The 17,524-nt window shown below is 72.2% G+C and carries 12 protein-coding genes; all 12 read left to right on the top strand.

The window, feature by feature from the left end:
- The first annotated feature begins 39 nt into the window (after positions 1–39).
- The 12 genes from ACGFIK_RS02235 (at position 40) to ACGFIK_RS02180 (ending at position 17,394) form a co-directional block, all read left to right on the top strand.
- Complete coding sequence (locus tag ACGFIK_RS02235; RefSeq protein ID WP_327022355.1) at positions 40–1,212, top strand: cysteine desulfurase family protein; 1,173 nt, start codon at positions 40–42, stop codon at positions 1,210–1,212.
- A gap of 127 nt (positions 1,213–1,339) precedes the next feature.
- Positions 1,340–2,413, top strand: a complete 1,074-nt coding sequence (mnmA, locus tag ACGFIK_RS02230) for a tRNA 2-thiouridine(34) synthase MnmA (RefSeq protein ID WP_327022354.1) — start codon at positions 1,340–1,342, stop codon at positions 2,411–2,413.
- 114 nt (positions 2,414–2,527) lie between these two features.
- On the top strand, positions 2,528–3,562 hold the full coding sequence (locus ACGFIK_RS02225; RefSeq protein ID WP_327022353.1) for a methionine synthase: 1,035 nt from the start codon (positions 2,528–2,530) through the stop codon (positions 3,560–3,562).
- A 35-nt stretch (positions 3,563–3,597) separates the two neighbouring features.
- Complete coding sequence (locus tag ACGFIK_RS02220) at positions 3,598–3,966, top strand: VOC family protein (protein ID WP_327022352.1); 369 nt, start codon at positions 3,598–3,600, stop codon at positions 3,964–3,966.
- A gap of 48 nt (positions 3,967–4,014) precedes the next feature.
- Complete coding sequence (locus ACGFIK_RS02215; protein ID WP_393337240.1) at positions 4,015–5,016, top strand: ADP-ribosylglycohydrolase family protein; 1,002 nt, start codon at positions 4,015–4,017, stop codon at positions 5,014–5,016.
- A gap of 118 nt (positions 5,017–5,134) precedes the next feature.
- Entirely contained in the window at positions 5,135–7,270 is a 2,136-nt protein-coding gene (gene ligA / locus ACGFIK_RS02210; RefSeq protein ID WP_327022350.1) for an NAD-dependent DNA ligase LigA, read from the top strand.
- Between the two features lie 146 nt (positions 7,271–7,416).
- Complete coding sequence (locus ACGFIK_RS02205) at positions 7,417–9,789, top strand: EAL domain-containing protein (protein WP_327022349.1); 2,373 nt, start codon at positions 7,417–7,419, stop codon at positions 9,787–9,789.
- 176 nt (positions 9,790–9,965) lie between these two features.
- On the top strand, positions 9,966–10,271 hold the full coding sequence (gatC, locus tag ACGFIK_RS02200) for an Asp-tRNA(Asn)/Glu-tRNA(Gln) amidotransferase subunit GatC (RefSeq protein ID WP_013732007.1): 306 nt from the start codon (positions 9,966–9,968) through the stop codon (positions 10,269–10,271).
- A 52-nt stretch (positions 10,272–10,323) separates the two neighbouring features.
- Positions 10,324–11,799, top strand: coding sequence for an Asp-tRNA(Asn)/Glu-tRNA(Gln) amidotransferase subunit GatA (gatA, locus tag ACGFIK_RS02195; protein WP_327022348.1), 1,476 nt, complete (start codon positions 10,324–10,326; stop codon positions 11,797–11,799).
- Positions 11,800–12,033: 234 nt separating this feature from the next.
- Positions 12,034–13,164 (top strand): Ig domain-containing protein, encoded by a 1,131-nt coding sequence (locus tag ACGFIK_RS02190; protein WP_327022347.1) that lies wholly within the window; start codon positions 12,034–12,036, stop codon positions 13,162–13,164.
- Positions 13,165–13,314: 150 nt separating this feature from the next.
- Positions 13,315–14,814 (top strand): Asp-tRNA(Asn)/Glu-tRNA(Gln) amidotransferase subunit GatB, encoded by a 1,500-nt coding sequence (gene gatB, locus ACGFIK_RS02185; RefSeq protein ID WP_327022346.1) that lies wholly within the window; start codon positions 13,315–13,317, stop codon positions 14,812–14,814.
- 222 nt (positions 14,815–15,036) lie between these two features.
- Positions 15,037–17,394, top strand: a complete 2,358-nt coding sequence (locus tag ACGFIK_RS02180; protein ID WP_327022345.1) for a pyruvate dehydrogenase — start codon at positions 15,037–15,039, stop codon at positions 17,392–17,394.
- Positions 17,395–17,524 lie beyond the last annotated feature (130 nt).

The following is a 17,524-nucleotide window of genomic DNA, read 5'->3' as shown; positions in this document are numbered from 1 at the left end:
CTGCGGTCGGGGCGCACCCGGTCGTTAGGCTGAGTCGTGATGGCTTACCTGGATCATGCTGCGACGACCCCGGTGCTCCCCGAGGCACTTGAGGCGTACGTCGCGGCCGCCCGCGAGGTCGGCAACGCGTCCTCACTGCACGCCTCCGGTCGGCGTGCCCGGCGGCAGGTGGAGGAGTCGCGGGAGCGGGTGGCCGCCGCACTGGGTGCCCGGCCCTCCGAGGTGATCTTCACCGGTGGCGGTACGGAGAGCGACAACCTGGCGGTCAAGGGCATCTTCTGGGCCCGCCGGGACGCCGACCCGGCCCGCCGCCGGGTGGTCTCCAGCGCGGTCGAGCACCACGCCGTACTGGACGCGGTGGACTGGCTGGGCCGACACGAGCAGGCACAGTTGGGGTTGCTGCCGGTCGACGAGGTCGGCCGGCTGCACCCCGACGCGTTGCGCGCGGAGCTGGCCGAGCACGGCGACCAGGTGGCCCTGATCACCGCGATGTGGGCGAACAACGAGGTCGGTACGGTGCAGCGGATCAGCGAGCTGGCCGCCGTGGCGACGGAGTTCGGGGTGCCGATCCACACGGACGCGATCCAGGCGGTCGGCCAGATACCGGTCGACTTCGCCGCCAGCGGGGTCGCCGCCCTCACCGTGACCGGGCACAAGCTGGGCGGCCCGGTCGGGGTGGGTGCCCTGCTGCTGGCCCGGGAGGTGGCCGCCGTCCCCCTGCTGCACGGGGGTGGGCAGGAACGGGACGTACGCTCCGGCACCCTGGACACCGCCGGCATCGTCGCCTTCGCCGTCGCGGTCGAGGCCGCCGTCAAGGGCCAGCAGGAGTACGCCGTCCGGGTGGCCGCCCTCCGCGACGACCTGGTGCGGCGGGTCCGGCAGGCGGTGCCCGAGGTGGTCTACAACGGCGACCCGGCCGACCGGCTGCCCGGCAACGCGCACTTCTCCTTCCCCGGCTGTGAGGGGGACGCCCTGCTGCTGCTGCTGGACGCCCAGGGCATCTACTGCTCGACCGGTTCGGCCTGCTCGGCGGGGGTGGCCCAGCCCTCGCACGTGCTGCTGGCGATGGGCGCGGACGACGACCGGGCCCGCTCCTCGCTGCGCTTCTCCCTCGGCCACACCAGCACCTCCGCCGACGTGGACGCCCTGATCGCCGCGCTGCCCGGTGCGGTCGAACGGGCCCGCCGCGCCGCCCAACGCAGCCCCCGCTGACGGCGAAGGAAGGGCCCCTTCTTAACGCCTGCGGTAGAGCAGGGGCCCCCGGTTAACACCTGCCCCACCGAGCGCCGACCGGCGCCGGGGCGGGGGATAGGCTCGACGGGAAGGGAGCGTGGTCCGGGTGAGGGTGTTGGCGGCGATGTCCGGCGGCGTGGATTCCGCCGTGGCGGCGGCGCGGGCGGTGCAGGCCGGTCACGACGTCACCGGCGTACACCTGGCTCTGGCGCGCAACCCGCAGACCTACCGCACCGGCGCCCGGGGCTGCTGCACCCTGGAGGACTCCCGGGACGCCCGGCGCGCGGCCGACGTGCTCGGCATCCCGTTCTACGTGTGGGACATGGCCGACCGCTTCCACGCCGACGTGGTCGACGACTTCGTCGCCGAGTACGCGGCCGGGCGTACCCCCAATCCCTGCCTGCGCTGCAACGAGAAGATCAAGTTCGCCGCGGTGCTGGACCGGGCGGTAGCCCTGGGGTTCGACGCGGTGGTCACCGGCCATCACGCCCGGCTGGGTCCGGACGGTCTGCTGCGCCGCAGTGTCGACCTGGCCAAGGACCAGTCCTACGTGCTGGCCGTGCTCACCCGGGAGCAGTTGGACCGGTCGATGTTCCCGCTCGGCGACTCGACCAAGGCCCAGGTGCGGCAGGAGGCCGCCGACCGTGGTCTGGCCGTCGCCGACAAGCCGGATTCGCACGACATCTGCTTCATCGCCGACGGCGACACCCGGGGTTTCCTGGCCCAGCGGCTCGGCGAGTCGCCCGGCGACGTGGTCGACGCCACCACCGGCTCCGTGGTCGGCCGGCACACCGGGGCGTACGCGTACACCGTCGGGCAGCGGCGTGGTCTGCACCTGGACCGGCCGGCCCCGGACGGTCGGCCCCGGTACGTGCTCTCCATCACCCCCAAGACCAACACGGTGACGGTGGGCCCGGCCGAGGCCTTGGAGGTGTCCACCGTCTCCGCCACCCGTCCGGTCTGGACCGGCGGCCCGATTCCGGATCAGCCGATCGAGTGCGAGGTGCAGTTGCGGGCGCACGGTGACGTCGTACCTGCCGCCGTCACGGTCGACGGCGACCGGCTGCGTGCCGACCTGCGTCGTCCGCTGCGGGGGGTGGCGGCCGGTCAGGCCATCGTCGCCTACCGCCCGGACCGGGCCGGGGACATCGTCCTGGGCTCGGCCACCATCACCGACTGATCGCCCACCCCTGGCGCTAGCCCGGCTGCCTGGCCGGGGCCGAGGGGTCCGGTGCCGGGCCGGGGGAGCGGTGGTTGGGGCGGGTCGGGGTACGCCAGCGGGTAGGGTGCTGCCGTGACTGATCGGGATTGGCCCTGGCCGGTGGGCGCGGCGACCGGGATCGGGTCGCTGCCCGGCACTGACATCGCCGAGGCACAGCGGATCGTGCTCGGTGAACTTCCCGCCCTGCCACATCTGCCCGAGTTGCCGGCCCGGGGGCCGGGCGCCGACCTGATCGGGCGCACCGCCGGCCTGCTGGCCGAATTGCCGGTGGAGCTGTACGCCGCCCGCTGGCGAATCGCCTCCCGCCCCGGCAAGGACCTGCGCCGGGCCCGTGACCTGATGGAACGGGACCTGGACCAGTTGGCCGAGCAGGCCGAGGAGTACGCCGGCACGATCAAGATCCAGGCGGGCGGTCCACTGACCCTGGCCGCCTCCCTGGAGTTGCCGATCGGCGGCCGGATGCTGCGCGACCCCGGTGCGGTACGCGATCTCGCCGGTTCCCTGGCCGAAGGGCTGCGCAATCACGTCGAGGCGGTGGCCCGCCGGGTGCCCAGGGCCAGGGTGCTGCTCCAGTTGGACGAGCCATCGTTGCCGACCGTGCTGGCCGGTCGGGTACCTACCGAGAGTGGCCTCGGTACCTACCGGGTCATGGAGTCGGAGGTGGCCCGGGCCCTGCTGGGCGGGGTGATCGAGGCGGCGGGGGTACCGACCGTGGTGCACTGCTGCGCCCCGGAGGTGCCGCTGGAGTTGATCCGGTCCGCCGGTGCGGTCGGGGTGGCCCTCAACCTGAGCCTGGTGACCGACCTGGACCCGTTGGGTGAGGCGCTGGACGCCGGCCTGGGCCTGCTGGCCGGGGCCGCCCCGAGCGCGCCGCCCTCATCGCCGTCCGGCGCTGCGGCGGCGTCCCCGACAGGTGGGGCGCCGACCTCGGCCCAGGTGGCCGATCGGGTACGCGGACTCTGGGACCGCCTGGGCTTCCCCCGGGCCCACCTCGCCGAGCAGGTGGTGGTCACTCCCACCTGCGGGCTGGCCGGGGCGACCCCGGCGTACCTCCGGGGGGTCCTGGCCGCCTGCCGGGACGCGGGTCGTCGGCTCGCCGAGGTGTGAGTTTCCTGTCGTACCCGGTGGGCAGGATGACCGACATGATTGGACGACTACGCTCCACGGTCATCGACTGCCCCGACCCTCGGGCCCTGGCGGGCTTCTACGCAGAGCTGCTAGGCCTGCCGCTGGTGGAGGACGACTCCGAGGGCAACGACTGGGTGGTGCTCGGGGGTCCACCCGGCCATCAGCCCCGGTTGGCCTTCCAACGGGCACCGGATCTGCGTCCGCCGGCCTGGCCCGATCCGGACCGCCCCCAACAGCTCCATCTGGATGTGACGGTCGAGGACATCGAGACCGCGGAGCAGGCGGTGCTGGCGCTGGGCGCCCGGCGACTGCCCGGTGGGGGTGAGGGGTTCCGGGTCTACGCCGACCCGTTCGGGCATCCCTTCTGTCTCTGCTGGCCCTGACCGCCTCCGGCGGGCCGGGGCTTGCCGACTGACGGCATGATCTTCTCCATGACCACCGCCGTGTCACATCGAGTCGCCGGTTCGCTCTTCGGGCTCGCCTACGGCGACGCCCTGGGCAAGCCCACCGAGTTCCTCAGCGTCGCCGAGATCGAGAATCGGTACGGGCCGACCGGCCCTAGGGACCTGGTCGGCGACCCCGCGCTGGTCACCGACGACACCCAGATGGCGCTGGCGGTGGCCTGGGCGCTGCACGACGCCCCGGAGTTCACCCCCGAGGCGGTGCAGCCCCTGCTGCGGCAACGCTTCCTGACCTGGGCCGGCAGCCCGGACAACAACCGGGCACCGGGAATGACCTGCCTGCGGGCCTGTGCCGAGCTGTCCCGGGGACTGCCCTGGCAGCAGGCCACCGTGATCGACTCCAAGGGCTGCGGGGCCAACATGCGGGTGACCCCGGTCGGGCTGCTGGACATCGACCCGGACACCCTGGCCGGGCTGGCCCAACTCCAGGCCGGCCTGACCCACGGTCACCCGACCGGCCTGGCCGCCAGCGAGCTGACCGCGTACGCCGTCTGGTTGTTGCGGGCCGGGGTGGCCCTGGCGGAGCTGCCCGGTCTGCTCACCGAGCGGGTGGACGAGCAGCGGAAGGTCTATCGGGACGACTGGCTCGGCGACCTGTGGCGGCGAGCCGGGGCCGCGACGGCGCAGGAGTTCATCGCGGCCGGTTGGGACGAATGCGGTGCCGCGCTGGGTCGGCTGGACGCGGCCCTGTCCGCACCGGACGAGGGTGGCGACCCGTGCCGGCTGACCGGTGCGGGGTGGATCGCGGAGGAGGCCCTGGCCACCGCCCTCTACTGCGCCCTGCGGCACGCCGAGGACCCGGTCGGCGCCCTGGCCCGGGGTGCCCGGACCGCCGGTGACTCCGATTCCATCGCCGCGCTCGCCGGTGCCTTCGTGGGCGCGGCCCAGGGCATGGCCGCCTGGCCGACCCGGTGGGCCGAGCAAATCGAGTACGCCGACCAGCTGGCCGCCCTCTCCGCCGACCGCGACTGAACGGTTGGGGCCCGGCGTAACGGCTGGTGGCCGCCCTGGTGGGCCGGGTTGTCCGACCCGGGGACTACGGTTCGGAGGTAGCACGATCACGGGAGGTCCGGTGGCCGGAGGCGGCAGCGTGTCCGAAGAAGCGAGCGGTCAGCAGGTCAGCGCGGCGCAGGAGGCGGCGGCGGGAGCCGAGCCGACCCCACAGGCGCGGGAACGTCACGCCACCCTGAGTCAGGAGCTGACCGAGCATCAGTACCGCTACTACGTGCTCGACTCGCCGACCGTCTCCGACGCGGAGTTCGACCGGCAACTGCGTGAGCTGACCGCCCTGGAGGAGGAGTTCCCGGCCCTGCGTACGCCGGACTCGCCGACCCAGCGGGTAGGTGGCACCTTTTCCACGGACTTCACCCCGGTGGACCACGCCGAGCGGATGATGTCGCTGGACAATGCCTTCGCCGACGAGGAACTGGCCGCCTGGGCGGAGCGGGTGGAGCGGGACGCCGGTGGGCCGGTGCCCTACCTGTGCGAGCTGAAGGTCGACGGGCTGGCGATCAACCTGACCTACCAGGGGGGCCGGCTGATCCGGGCGGCCACCCGGGGGGACGGGCGCACCGGCGAGGACGTCACCGCCAACGTACGCAGCATCCGGGACGTGCCCAGCCGGCTGACCGACTCGGAGCAGTACGGCCCGGTCCCCGAGTTCATCGAGGTGCGAGGCGAGATCTACTTCCCGGTCGAGGCCTTCGCCGACCTCAACGCCGGCCTGGTCGAGCAGGGCAAGGCGCCCTTCGCCAACCCCCGCAACGCGGCCGCCGGCAGCCTGCGGCAGAAGGACCCGCGGATCACCGCCTCCCGGCCGTTGCGGCTGGTGGTGCACGGCATCGGGGCCCGGCGTGGTTTCCAGCCGAGCACCCAGTCCGAGTCGTACTCGGCGTTGAAGGCGTGGGGGCTGCCGACCAGTGACCGCTGGCGGGTGCTGCCGGATCTGGCCGGGGTCCGCGACTACATCGCCCACTACGCCGCGCACCGGCACGACGTCGAGCACGAGATCGACGGGGTGGTCGTGAAGGTCGACCCGGTGCCGATCCAGGGACGACTGGGCTCGACCAGCCGGGCACCCCGTTGGGCGATCGCCTTCAAGTACCCCCCGGAGGAGGTCAACACCAAGCTCCTCGACATCGAGGTAGAGGTCGGCCGTACCGGGCGGGCCACCCCCCGGGCCGTGCTGCAACCGGTGAAGGTGGCCGGCTCCACAGTGACGTACGCGACCCTGCACAACGCCCGCGAGGTGCAGCGCAAGGGGGTGCTGATCGGCGACACGGTGGTGATCCGCAAGGCCGGCGACGTGATCCCGGAGGTGCTGGGCCCGGTGGTCGATCTGCGCCCGCCGGACGCCCGGCCCTTCGTCATGCCCACCACCTGCCCGGCCTGCGGCACCCCGCTGGCCCCGGCCAAGGAGGGCGACGTCGACATCCGCTGCCCGAATGCCCGCAGCTGCCCGGCGCAGCTGCGGGAGCGGGTGTTCCACCTGGCCGGGCGCGGCGCCTTCGACATCGAGGCGCTCGGCTACAAGAGCGGGGCCGCCCTGCTCGACGCGCAGATCATCACCGACGAGGGGGACCTGTTCTCCCTGGACGCGGAGCAGTTGGCCCGTTCGCCCTTCTTCGTCAACAAGGACGGCAGCCTGGGCACCAACGCCACGAAGCTGCTCGACAACCTGGCCGTGGCCAGGGAACGTGACCTGTGGCGGGTGCTGGTGGCGCTCTCCATCCGGCATGTCGGGCCGACGGCCGCACAGGCCCTGGCCCGGCACTTCCGCTCGATCGAGGCGATCGACGCCGCCTCCGAGGAGGAACTCTCCTCCGTCGACGGGGTGGGTCCGACCATCGCGGCGAGCATCCGGGAGTGGTTCGCCGTCGACTGGCACCGCGAGGTGGTCCGCAAATGGGCCGAGGCCGGGGTACGGATGGCCGAGGAGGCCGTGGCGGAGGGGCCCCGCCCCCTGGAGGGGACCACCGTGGTGGTCACCGGCACCCTCAGCGGATACTCCCGCGATCAGGCCGCCGAGGCGATCCAGTCCCGGGGCGGCAAGGTCTCCGGCTCGGTCTCCAAGAAGACCGGCTTCGTGGTCGTCGGGGACAATCCCGGGTCCAAGGCGGACAAGGCGGCGACCCTCAAGGTGCCGATCCTCGACGAGGAGGGTTTCCAGGTCCTGCTCGATGCAGGGGTCGAGGCGGCCCGCGAGGTGGCACGAATCGACGCCTGACCCCTTCGGGGCACTCGCGAAGGATACCAACTTAATCACGACTACGCCCGATTCGTGACTGTCGTGGCGGGGAAACCGGCACCGGGGGCGTTTCATTGGGTCACGGCACGTGAGAGCACGTGCCGGGTTCCGTACCGGGAGGTGTGATGGAGCCGCCCGACCCGCGCAACCTGGTCCCGCCCGAACGGGCGGCGCAGTTCACCGCCTTCGTGGCCGGTGTGCTCGCGGTGGCCGTGCTGGTCTCGGCCGGCCCCCTGGTGTCACTGGGCACGTCGGTGTCCACGTTGCCGGTGGCCTTCTGGACGATGGCGGTGCTCGCGGTGGCCTGCGACGCGCGCCCGTTCGTCGCGCCCGGGCGGCGGCAGTCCTCCGCGGTCTACCCCTCCAGCTGCTTCACCTTCGCCATCCTGCTCGGCTGGGGGCTCGGGCCTGCGGTCGCCGTGCAGGCGGTGGCCGTGCTGGTCTCCGGGGTCCGGTCGGGTCACGCCCCCTGGCGTACCGCCTTCAACGCCGCCCAGTACGCCTGCTCCCTGGCCGCCGCGTACGCCATCAGTCGGCTGGCGCCCGGCGCGGCCTTCGACGGCGGGCCCCTGACCTGGGCGGACGTCGCGGCGATCGGCGGCGCCGGGGTGGCCTGGTTCCTGGTCAACTACGGGCTGGTCACCGCCGCCGTCCGGCTGCGTTTCGGCGAGCGGTGGTGGCCGAACGCCTGGCGGGGGCTGCCCTTCGAGTTGCTCTCCACCGGTTCCCTGCTGCTGCTGGCGCCGATCCTGGTGACCGCGGCCCGGGCCAGCGCGGCCCTGGTCCCGCTGGTGCTGGTGCCGCTGTTCGCGGTGTACCGGATGGCGCGGCTCACCGTGGAGCAGCGTCAACTGGCCGCGCTCGACCCGCTGACCGGGCTCCCCAACCGCAAGGCCCTGCTGGCCGAGGTCAACGAGCAGGTGCACCGGCACGCCGAGCGCGCCGCGCGGGGGGAGCCGGACGCCCAGCTGGCCCTGCTGCTGATCGACCTGGACCGCTTCAAGAACGTCAACGACGCCCTGGGACACGCCGTGGGGGACCGGCTGCTGGTCGAGGTTAGTGCCCGGCTGACCGAGGTGGTCGAACCGCCCGGCCTGGTCGCCCGGCTGGGCGGCGACGAGTTCGCCATCGTGATGACCGGGCTGACCGAGGTAGGGCAGGCCCGGGCCTTCGCCGACCAGGTGGTGCAGGTGCTGGCCGAGCCGGTGCAGTTGGACGGGTTGCCGCTGGATGTCGGAGGCTCCATCGGCATCGCCCTCTATCCCGACCACGGCGAGGACTTCGCCACCCTGATGCGGCACGCCGACGTGGCGATGTATGACGCCAAGCACCGCAACGACACCGTGGCCGTCTACACCCCGGAGTCCGACCACAACTCGGCCGAGCGGCTGAGCCTCCTGGCCGACCTGCGTCGGGTGCTGGAGGCGGGACCGACCGGACAGCCCCCGCCGGCCACCTCCCCGGTACGCGGCGGGGACGGCGCCACCCTGCCGGTGGCCGGGGCGGCCGGTGGGCGTACCGGCCAGCGGTGGTGGCCCCGGCGTCGCCGTCGGCTGCCCACCGAGGTCCACCACGACGAGCTGATCAACCACATCGTGACGGCCGCGGACCCGATCCTGCGGCGCAGCACCCAGCCCACCCCACCGGCATCGGACGGCGAACCGGTGTGGGTCGGACCGACCCCCTCCGAGGAGCCGCCGGAGCCGGCTTCGGAGGTGGGCGAGATCATGCTCTATTACCAGCCGCAGATCGAGATCGCCACCGGCGCGGTGGTCGGGGTGGAGGCGCTGCTGCGGTGGCGCCACCCCCGCCGGGGCATGGTCGACCCGGAGGAACTGATCCGGGTGGCCGAGCAGAGCGCGGTGATGCGGTTGCTGACCCGCCGGGTCGTCGACGACGTGGTGGAGCAGCTCGCCAAATGGTCCTCGGCCGGGGTCGGGCTGCGGGCCGCCCTCAACGTCAGCGTGCGGGACCTGCACACCGGTGAGATCGCCGAGCAGATAGCCGACCGGCTGACCCGCTACGGGGTGGCCCCCGAGCGACTGCAACTGGAGATCACCGAAGGCGCCCTGATGGCCGATCCCCGTCGGGTGCTGACCACCATCACCCGGCTGCACCGGATCGGGGTGGGCATCGCCCTGGACGACTTCGGCACCGGCTACTCGTCCCTGCAACACCTGCGTCGGCTACCCCTGTCGGAGGTGAAGGTCGACCGGTCCTTCGTCCTGGGCATGGTCGAGGACAGCGACGACGCGGCGATCGTACGGTCGACCATCGAACTGGCCAAGGCGCTCGGGCTGCGGGTGGTGGCCGAGGGGGTGGAGGACGAGCGGACCTGGCGGATGCTGCACGCGGCCGGCTGCGACGCCGCCCAGGGCTGGTTCTACGCCCGGCCGATGCCGGCCGAGGAACTGGTCGCCTGGCTGGCCCGCTACCGTCCGGTCCGCCCCCTGGCCACCTCCGAGGAGGCCGAGCTGCCCCGGCGGCACCCCCGCTGACCCGCCCGGCCCGGCGGGCGGGAGGCCAGGGCAGGCGATCGGGTGTGTGAACCGGGGGCCGGGGAGCCCCCAGCGGTCGGCCGGGCACGGAACAATAGACTCGCTGGACGTCACCACGGGTCGCAGGACCGGGTGGGCGTTAGGCAGACGCAGGGACAGCCACGAAGGGGGCACTGATGGCCGCCATCTCCCGCGAGGAGGTCGCGCACCTGGCGCGACTGTCGCGGCTCGCCGTGACGGAGGAGGAACTCGACACCTTCGCCGGCCAGCTCGACGTGATCCTCCAGGCGGTAGCCCAGGTGGGCGAGGTCGCCGCCGCCGACATCCCGCCCACCTCGCACTCGGTGCCGCTGACCAACGTGTTCCGCGAGGACGTGGTGACGCCGTGCCTGACCCCGCAGGAGGCGCTGTCGGGCGCACCGGACGCGGAGGAGCAGCGGTTCCGCGTACCGCGGATCCTGGACGAGGATGTGGCATCGTGAGCGAGCGGATCAACGTGCTCGGTGACGGCACGGGTCGAAGCGGAGTGGCGGCATGAGTGACCTGACGAAGTTGAGCGCCGTCGAGATCGCCGGCCTGGTGGCCTCGGGGCAGACCTCCGCGGTCGAGGTGACCCAGGCGCACCTGGACCGGATCGCCGCAGTCGACGGGCGGGTCAACGCCTTCCTGCATGTCGACACCGAGGGCGCTCTGGCCGCCGCCCGGCAGGTGGACGCCCAGCGGGCCGAGGGCGCGCAGTTGGGCCCGCTGGCCGGGGTGCCGGTGGCGGTCAAGGACGTGCTGACCACCAAGGGAGTGCCGACCACGGTCGGCTCGAAGATCCTCGAGGGCTGGCGTCCGCCGTACGACTCGACGATCGTGCAGCGGCTGCGGGCCGCCGGCACGGTGATGCTCGGCAAGACCAACATGGACGAGTTCGCGATGGGCTCCTCCACGGAATACTCCGCGTACGGACCGACCCGCAACCCCTGGGACACCGACCGCATCCCGGGTGGTTCCGGTGGGGGCAGCGCCGCCGCCCTGGCCGCGTACGAGGCACCCCTGGCGATCGGCTCGGACACCGGCGGCTCGATCCGCCAGCCGGGTGCGGTCACCGGCACCGTCGGCGCCAAGCCGACCTACGGCGGCACCTCCCGCTACGGCCTGGTGGCCTTCTCCTCCTCGCTGGACACCCCCGGCCCCTGCGCGCGTACGGTGCTGGACGCCGCGCTGCTGCACGAGGCCATCGGCGGGCACGACCCCCGCGACTCGACCTCCATCGCCGCGCCGGTGCCGGACGTGGTGGCGGCGGCGAAGCTCGGTGCCACCGGCGACCTGACCGGGGTACGGCTGGGCATCGTCACCGAGTTCGCCGGTGAGGGGGCCGAGCCGGGGGTGATGGCCGCCTTCCACGAGGCGGTCGACACCCTGACCAAGCTCGGTGCGGAGATCGTCGAGGTCTCCTGCCCGCACTTCAAGTACGCCCTGCCGGCGTACTACCTGATCGCCCCGAGCGAGTGCTCCTCCAACCTGGCCCGCTTCGACGGGGTCCGGTTCGGGCTGCGGGTCGGCGACGACGGCAACCGGTCGCTGGAGGAGGTCATGTCGCTGACCCGGGAGGCCGGCTTCGGCCCCGAGGTCAAGCGACGGATCATGATCGGCACGTACGCCCTCTCCTCGGGCTACTACGACGCCTACTACGGGCAGGCCCAGAAGGTCCGTACCCTGATCACCCGGGACTTCACGGCCGCCTTCGAGCAGGTCGACGCGCTGATCTCGCCGACCACCCCGTTCGTGGCCTTCCCGCTGGGTGCCCGCACCTCCGACCCGTACCAGATGTACCTGGCCGACCTGTACACCATCCCGACCAACCTGTACGGCGGGCCGGGCATCTCGGTGCCGTGTGGTCTGGCCGACGGGCTGCCGGTGGGTCTCCAGGTGATGGCCCCGACCATGGCCGACGACCGGATGTACCGGGTGGCTGCCGCGCTGGAGAGCGCCGTCGGCACCCTCACCCCGCCGGCCCTGTGACCGAAGGTGCGCGGGCGGTCGACCGCCCGCGCACCTCATCGCCGTACGCACGCCTGTGGTCATCACGACCGCACCGGGCGCGGTCGTTGTGGAATCGACACCCTGGCCACCGCGTGGATGATTGCTCAGCGTCACGCTTGCTGATTGGATTGGTACGAGTCTGCCGGACTCTGGTCGCCGGCCAGACCCGAGCCGTTCTGATCGACGAGTCGTTCTGACCGACCTGGATGTGCGATGAAGACACTGCGCCCGGTCATGGCCCTGACGATGGTGGTCGCCCTGCTGCTGGTCGGCGCTCCACCGGCCGCAGCGGCGACCGTCACCATCACCTCCGGCGCGCCCCAATCGCCGAGGTATCTGGGCCAGACGTACGCGGTCCACACGGTCGAGGCCACCGGTGGTACGGCCCCGTACGCGTTGTCGGTGAGTGCGGGGAGTCTGCCGCCGGGCATGCTCGTGGTCGGCAACTCCCTGGGCGGCTCGCCGACCACGGCCGGCAGCTACACCTTCACCCTGCGGATGACGGACGCGGAGGGTGAGTTCGCCGAGCAGACCGCGACCATCGAGGTACGCGAACCGCAGATCGACATCACCTCGGGTGCGCCCCGGTCGCCGAGGTATCTGGGTCGGACGTACGCGATCCACACGGTCGAGGCCACCGGTGGTACGGCGCCGTATGCGTTGTCGGTGAGTGGGAGTCTGCCGCCGGGCATGTTGGTGGTCGGCAACTCCCTGGGCGGCTCGCCGAACACGGCCGGCACCTACCGCGCCACCCTGCGGATGACCGACAAGAACGGCTTCTTCGGCGAGCAGGACATCACCATCGTCGTGGCTCAGGCGGCGACCGCCTTCACCTCCGGCAACCCGCCCTCCGGCACGGTGGGCCAGCCGTACTCCTTCCCGTTCACCGCCGAGGGCGACGAGAACATCACCTTCTCCCTGGCCGCCGGTGACCTGCCGAACGGGCTGACCCTGGCCACCAACGGCCTGCTCAGCGGCACCCCCAGCAGCGTCGGCACCTTCGACTTCATGGTCCGGGCGGCCGGCGCACAGACCAGCGCCACCACCGAGGTGGCCATGGTCGTCGTCGCGAGGTCGACCCCCACGGCCACCCCTACCGGTCCGACGGCCACCCCTACCGGTCCCACCGTCACCCCCTCTCCGGTCGACCCCACCGCCACCCCGTCCGAGAGTCCGGCGGCACCAGTTCCCTCGCCGTCGAAGACCAGTGGGGCCTGGCTGCCGGTCACCGGATCGAACTCGACGATCGTGCTGCTGCTGCTGAGCGTCCTGGCCTTCTCCATCGGCGGGATCCTGCTGGTGTTGACCGTCAACCACCGTCGACGCTTCAGCGCACCCGAGTGACCCCCCGCCTGGGCCCGCCGCAATGGCACCCCGCCTAGGCCCGCAGGAGTGATGCCCGGCCGAGGCGGGCCAGGTGGAACGGTTAGGCTTGGCGGCGTTGTGTCCGGATGCCGCCGTGGGCCGGCTACCGCCTGCAAAGCTGGAGTTCTCATGACCACGACGCTGCCCGCGTACGACGAGGTCGTCGCGCGATACGAGCCGGTGATCGGCCTGGAGACCCACGTCGAGCTGGGCACGAACACCAAGATGTGGTGCGGCTGCCCGACCGACTTCGGCGGCGAGCCGAACACCCGGGTCTGCCCGGTCTGCCTGGGCCTGCCCGGCTCCCTGCCGGTGGCCAACAAGGCCGCCATCGAGGCGACCATCCGGATCGGCCTGGCGCTGAACTGCTCGATTGCGCAGTGGTGCCGGTTCGCCCGGAAGAACTACTTCTACCCGGACATGCCGAAGAACTTCCAGATCAGCCAGTACGACGAGCCCCTCTGCTTCGACGGCTACCTGGACGTCGAGGTCAACGGCGAGCTGGTGCGCATCGGCATCGAGCGGGTGCACCTGGAGGAGGACACCGGCAAGACGCTGCACGTCGGCGGCGCCACCGGCCGCATCCACGGCGCCACCGAGTCCCTCGTCGACTACAACCGGGCCGGCATCCCCCTGGTCGAGATCGTCACCAAGCCGATCCCCGGCACCGGTGCCCTCGCCCCCGAGGTGGCCCGCGCGTACGTCGCCGAGCTGCGTGACGTGATCCGCTCCCTGGGGGTCTCCGACGTCCGCATGGAGGAAGGTTCGCTGCGGTGTGATGTCAACACCTCGCTGAACCTGCCCGGCGAGGAGTGGGGCACCCGTACCGAGACCAAGAACGTCAACTCGCTGCGCTCGGTCGAGCGGGCGGTCCGCTCGGAGATGCTGCGCCAGGCCTCCGTACTGGATGCCGGCGGTCGGATCACCCAGGAGACCCGGCACTTCCACGAGGACACCGGGGACACCACCCCGGGCCGGTCCAAGGAGACCGCCACCGACTACCGCTACTTCCCGGAGCCGGACCTGGTCCCCATCGCCCCCGACCCGGCCTGGGTGGCCGAGCTGAAGGCCGCCCTGCCGGAGCTGCCCCGGCTGCACCGCCGTCGCCTCCAGGAGGCGTGGGGCCTGTCGGACACGGACATGCAGTCGGTGCTCAACGCCGGTGCGGTCGAGCTGATCGAGCAGACGGTCGCCGCCGGTGCCTCCCCGGCCGCCGCCCGCAAGTGGTGGCTGGGTGAGCTGTCCCGGCGGGCCAACGAGACCGGTGTGGAACTGGCCGACATCGGGGCCACCCCGGCGCAGGTCGCCGAGCTGCAGAGCCTGGTCGACGCCGGCAAGCTCAACGACAAGCTGGCCCGTGCCGTGCTGGAAGGCGTGGTCGCCGGTGAGGGATCGCCCACCGAGATCATGACCGCCCGGAGCCTGGAGGTCGTCTCCGACACCAGCGCCCTCACCGCCGCCGTGGACGAGGCGATCGCCGCCAACCCCGACATCGCCGACAAGATCCGCAGCGGCAAGGTAGCCGCCGCCGGAGCCCTGGTAGGCGCCGTAATGAAGACCACCCGAGGCCAAGCCGACGCCAAAACCGTCCGCGACCTGATCCTCACCCGCCTAACCCCCACCCCCTAACCCCCACCCCCACCCCCACCCCCACCCCCTAACCCCCACCCCACCCCCACCCCCACCCCCGTCTCGCCCCGTTGATCATGAGGTTGGCGGCACCTTGGAGATCAACGGCTGCCGCCAACCTCATGATCAACGGGGGCAGATGGGGGAGTGGGGGAGAGGGGAGAGGGGGGAGGGGGTGGGTCCTGTAGGGCGTCAATGGTGACGTTCGGATGGAGTTCAGCTGTGCAGCAGCACGATGTTGGTGTTCTCGATGAGATTCAGCGGCGGGTGTTGTGGTTGGCCACCCGGATCGTGGATGCGGCCAATCGGGAACGGGTGACCGGGGACGGGGTCAAGGTCGGGGGGCATCAGGCCTCCAGTGCATCGCTGGTCAGTGCGATGACGGCGTTGTGGTTCGCGCATCTGGATGGCGAGGACCGGGTCGCGGTCAAGCCGCACGCCTCCCCGGTTTTCCATGCCATTCAGTACCTGCTGGGCAACCTGGACCGGTCCTACCTGACTCGGCTGCGGGCCCGGGGTGGTCTCCAGTCGTACCCTTCGCGGACGAAGGACCCCGACGGGGTGGACTTCTCCACCGGGTCGGTCGGCCTGGGTGCGGCCGCGCCGCTGTTCGCCGCGGTGACCCGCCGCTACGTGGACGCGCACTTCGGGGCCCGCCCGCACTCGCGGTTCGTCGCGTTGATCGGTGACGCCGAGCTGGACGAGGGCAACATCTGGGAGGCGGTCGCCGACCCGGCCACCACCGGGCTCGGCAACGTGATGTGGGTGGTCGACTTCAACCGGCAGTCGCTGGACCGGGTGGTGCCGGGGGTACGCATCGACCAGTGGCGGGGGCAGTTCGAAGCGGCCGGCTGGCACGTGGTCGAGGTCAAGTACGGCCGCAAGCTGGCCGAGGCGTACGCCCAGCCCGGTGGGGAGGCGCTGCGCGACTGGATCGACGCGATGCCCAACGAGCAGTACCAGTCGCTGTTCGGGCTGACCGGACCGGAGCTGCGCAAGCAGTTCCTCGACGGCGCGCCGAACGCGGTGGCCACCTTCGTCGAGGACATTCCGGACGCCGAACTGGGCCCCCTGGTCACCGACCTGGGCGGGCACGACCTGGCGGCGCTGCTCGACGCGTACGCCCAGTGTGACGCGGTGACCGACCGGCCGAGTGTCGTGTTCGCGTACACCGTCAAGGGTTGGGGTCTGCCGATCGCCGGCAATCCGCGCAACCATTCCGCGCTACTCACCGGCGACCAGATCGAGGCCCTGCGGGCCGCGCACGGCCTGACCCCGGACACCGAGTGGGACCGCCTCGACCCGGCCTCGCCCGCGGGCATCCGGGCCGGGCAGCGTCGGGAGGCGCTGTCCCGCGCGCCCCGTCGGCGGGCGCTGGGAGTCACCGTCCCCCAGACCACGAAGGTACGCGCCACCAAGCCGATCTCCACCCAGGAGGTCTTCGGTCGGGTGCTGGTCGACCTGGCCCGGGATCCGCAGGTGGGCAGGTACCTCGTCACCACCGCGCCGGACGTGGCGACCTCGACCAACCTGGCCGGGTTCATCAACAAGACCGGGGTGTTCGCGCCGACCGCCCAGCGGTCCTGGTCGGAAGACCGGATGCTGCGCTGGACGGAGAGCCCCGAGGGGCAGCACATCGAGCTGGGCATCTCCGAGATGAACCTGTTCCTGCTGCTCGGCCAGCTCGGCCTGGCCTGGGACCTGTCCGGGCAGCCGCTGCTGCCGGTCGGCACGGTGTACGACCCCTTCGTGCTGCGGGGCCTGGACGCCTTCCTCTACGGCACCTACTCCGGCTCCCGGTTCGTGGTCGCCGGAACCCCGTCGGGCATCACCCTGGCTCCGGAGGGCGGCGCCCACCAGTCCACCATCACCGCGAGCGTGGGCCTGGAACTGCCCGGGGTGACCTTCATCGAGCCGGCGTACGCGACCAGCCTGGACTGGCTGCTCTGCGACGCCCTGGGGCAGATCGCCGGCCCGGACCAGCCCGCGGCGACCGCGGCACCGACCGAGGACGGGGCGTACTACTTCCGGCTGAGTACCCGACCGATGGACCAGGCACCCTTCGAGGCGGCCCGCGCCCGCCTCGGTGACGCGGTGCTGCGGCGGCAGGTGCTGGCCGGGGCGTACCGGCTGGTCGACGCCCACCAGGCGTACCCGCACCTGGCCGGGGCCCCGACGGTGCAGCTGGCCGCCTCGGGTGCGGTACTGCCCGAGGTGCTGACCGCCGCGGCGGAACTGGCCGAGGAGGGGGTGGCCGCCCACGTCGTGGACGTCACCAGCCTCGACCGCCTCTACCGGGCCTGGCAGCGCACCCTGCGGCAGGGGGTACGCACGGCGACCGTGCCCAGTGTGCCGGGGGCCCTGCGGTCGGCCTTCGCCGACCGGACCCCGGTGGTCACCGTGCACGACGCCGCCTCGCACGCGATGGCCTGGCTGGGCTCGGCCCTGGCCGCCCCGGCGGTGCCGCTGGGGGTGGACGAGTTCGGCCAGTCCGGCAGCGTCCACGAGCTCTACGACCTGCACGACCTGCTCCCCGGCAGCATCGTCAACGCCGCCCTGGCCGCCCTCTCCCTCCACTGACCCCCTCCCCCTCACCCCCCCACCCCCCACCCACCCCAGCGCCCACCCGCCGCCACCCCTGCACCTCGGCGATCTTGCACTTTTTGACGCCATAAACCTCGCAAACCACCCAAATCAGCGACCAAAAGTG

The organism is Micromonospora sp. NPDC048871 (assembly GCF_043198155.1).
Lineage (GTDB): Bacteria > Actinomycetota > Actinomycetes > Mycobacteriales > Micromonosporaceae > Micromonospora.
Note: the sequence above shows the minus strand (reverse complement) of the source record. Positions and strands in the feature narration are given on the sequence as shown.

Bases quoted from the DNA above. Each gene is read 5' to 3' on its own strand.
- ACGFIK_RS02235 (WP_327022355.1), top strand. From the start codon at position 40: ATGGCTTACCTGGATCATGCTGCGACGACCCCGGTGCTCCCCGAGGCA.
- ACGFIK_RS02220 (WP_327022352.1), top strand. From the start codon at position 3,598: ATGATTGGACGACTACGCTCCACGGTCATCGACTGCCCCGACCCTCGG.
- ACGFIK_RS02215 (WP_393337240.1), top strand. From the start codon at position 4,015: ATGACCACCGCCGTGTCACATCGAGTCGCCGGTTCGCTCTTCGGGCTC.
- ACGFIK_RS02205 (WP_327022349.1), top strand. From the start codon at position 7,417: ATGGAGCCGCCCGACCCGCGCAACCTGGTCCCGCCCGAACGGGCGGCG.
- gatC (WP_013732007.1), top strand. From the start codon at position 9,966: ATGGCCGCCATCTCCCGCGAGGAGGTCGCGCACCTGGCGCGACTGTCG.
- gatA (WP_327022348.1), top strand. From the start codon at position 10,324: ATGAGTGACCTGACGAAGTTGAGCGCCGTCGAGATCGCCGGCCTGGTG.
- ACGFIK_RS02190 (WP_327022347.1), top strand. From the start codon at position 12,034: ATGAAGACACTGCGCCCGGTCATGGCCCTGACGATGGTGGTCGCCCTG.
- gatB (WP_327022346.1), top strand. From the start codon at position 13,315: ATGACCACGACGCTGCCCGCGTACGACGAGGTCGTCGCGCGATACGAG.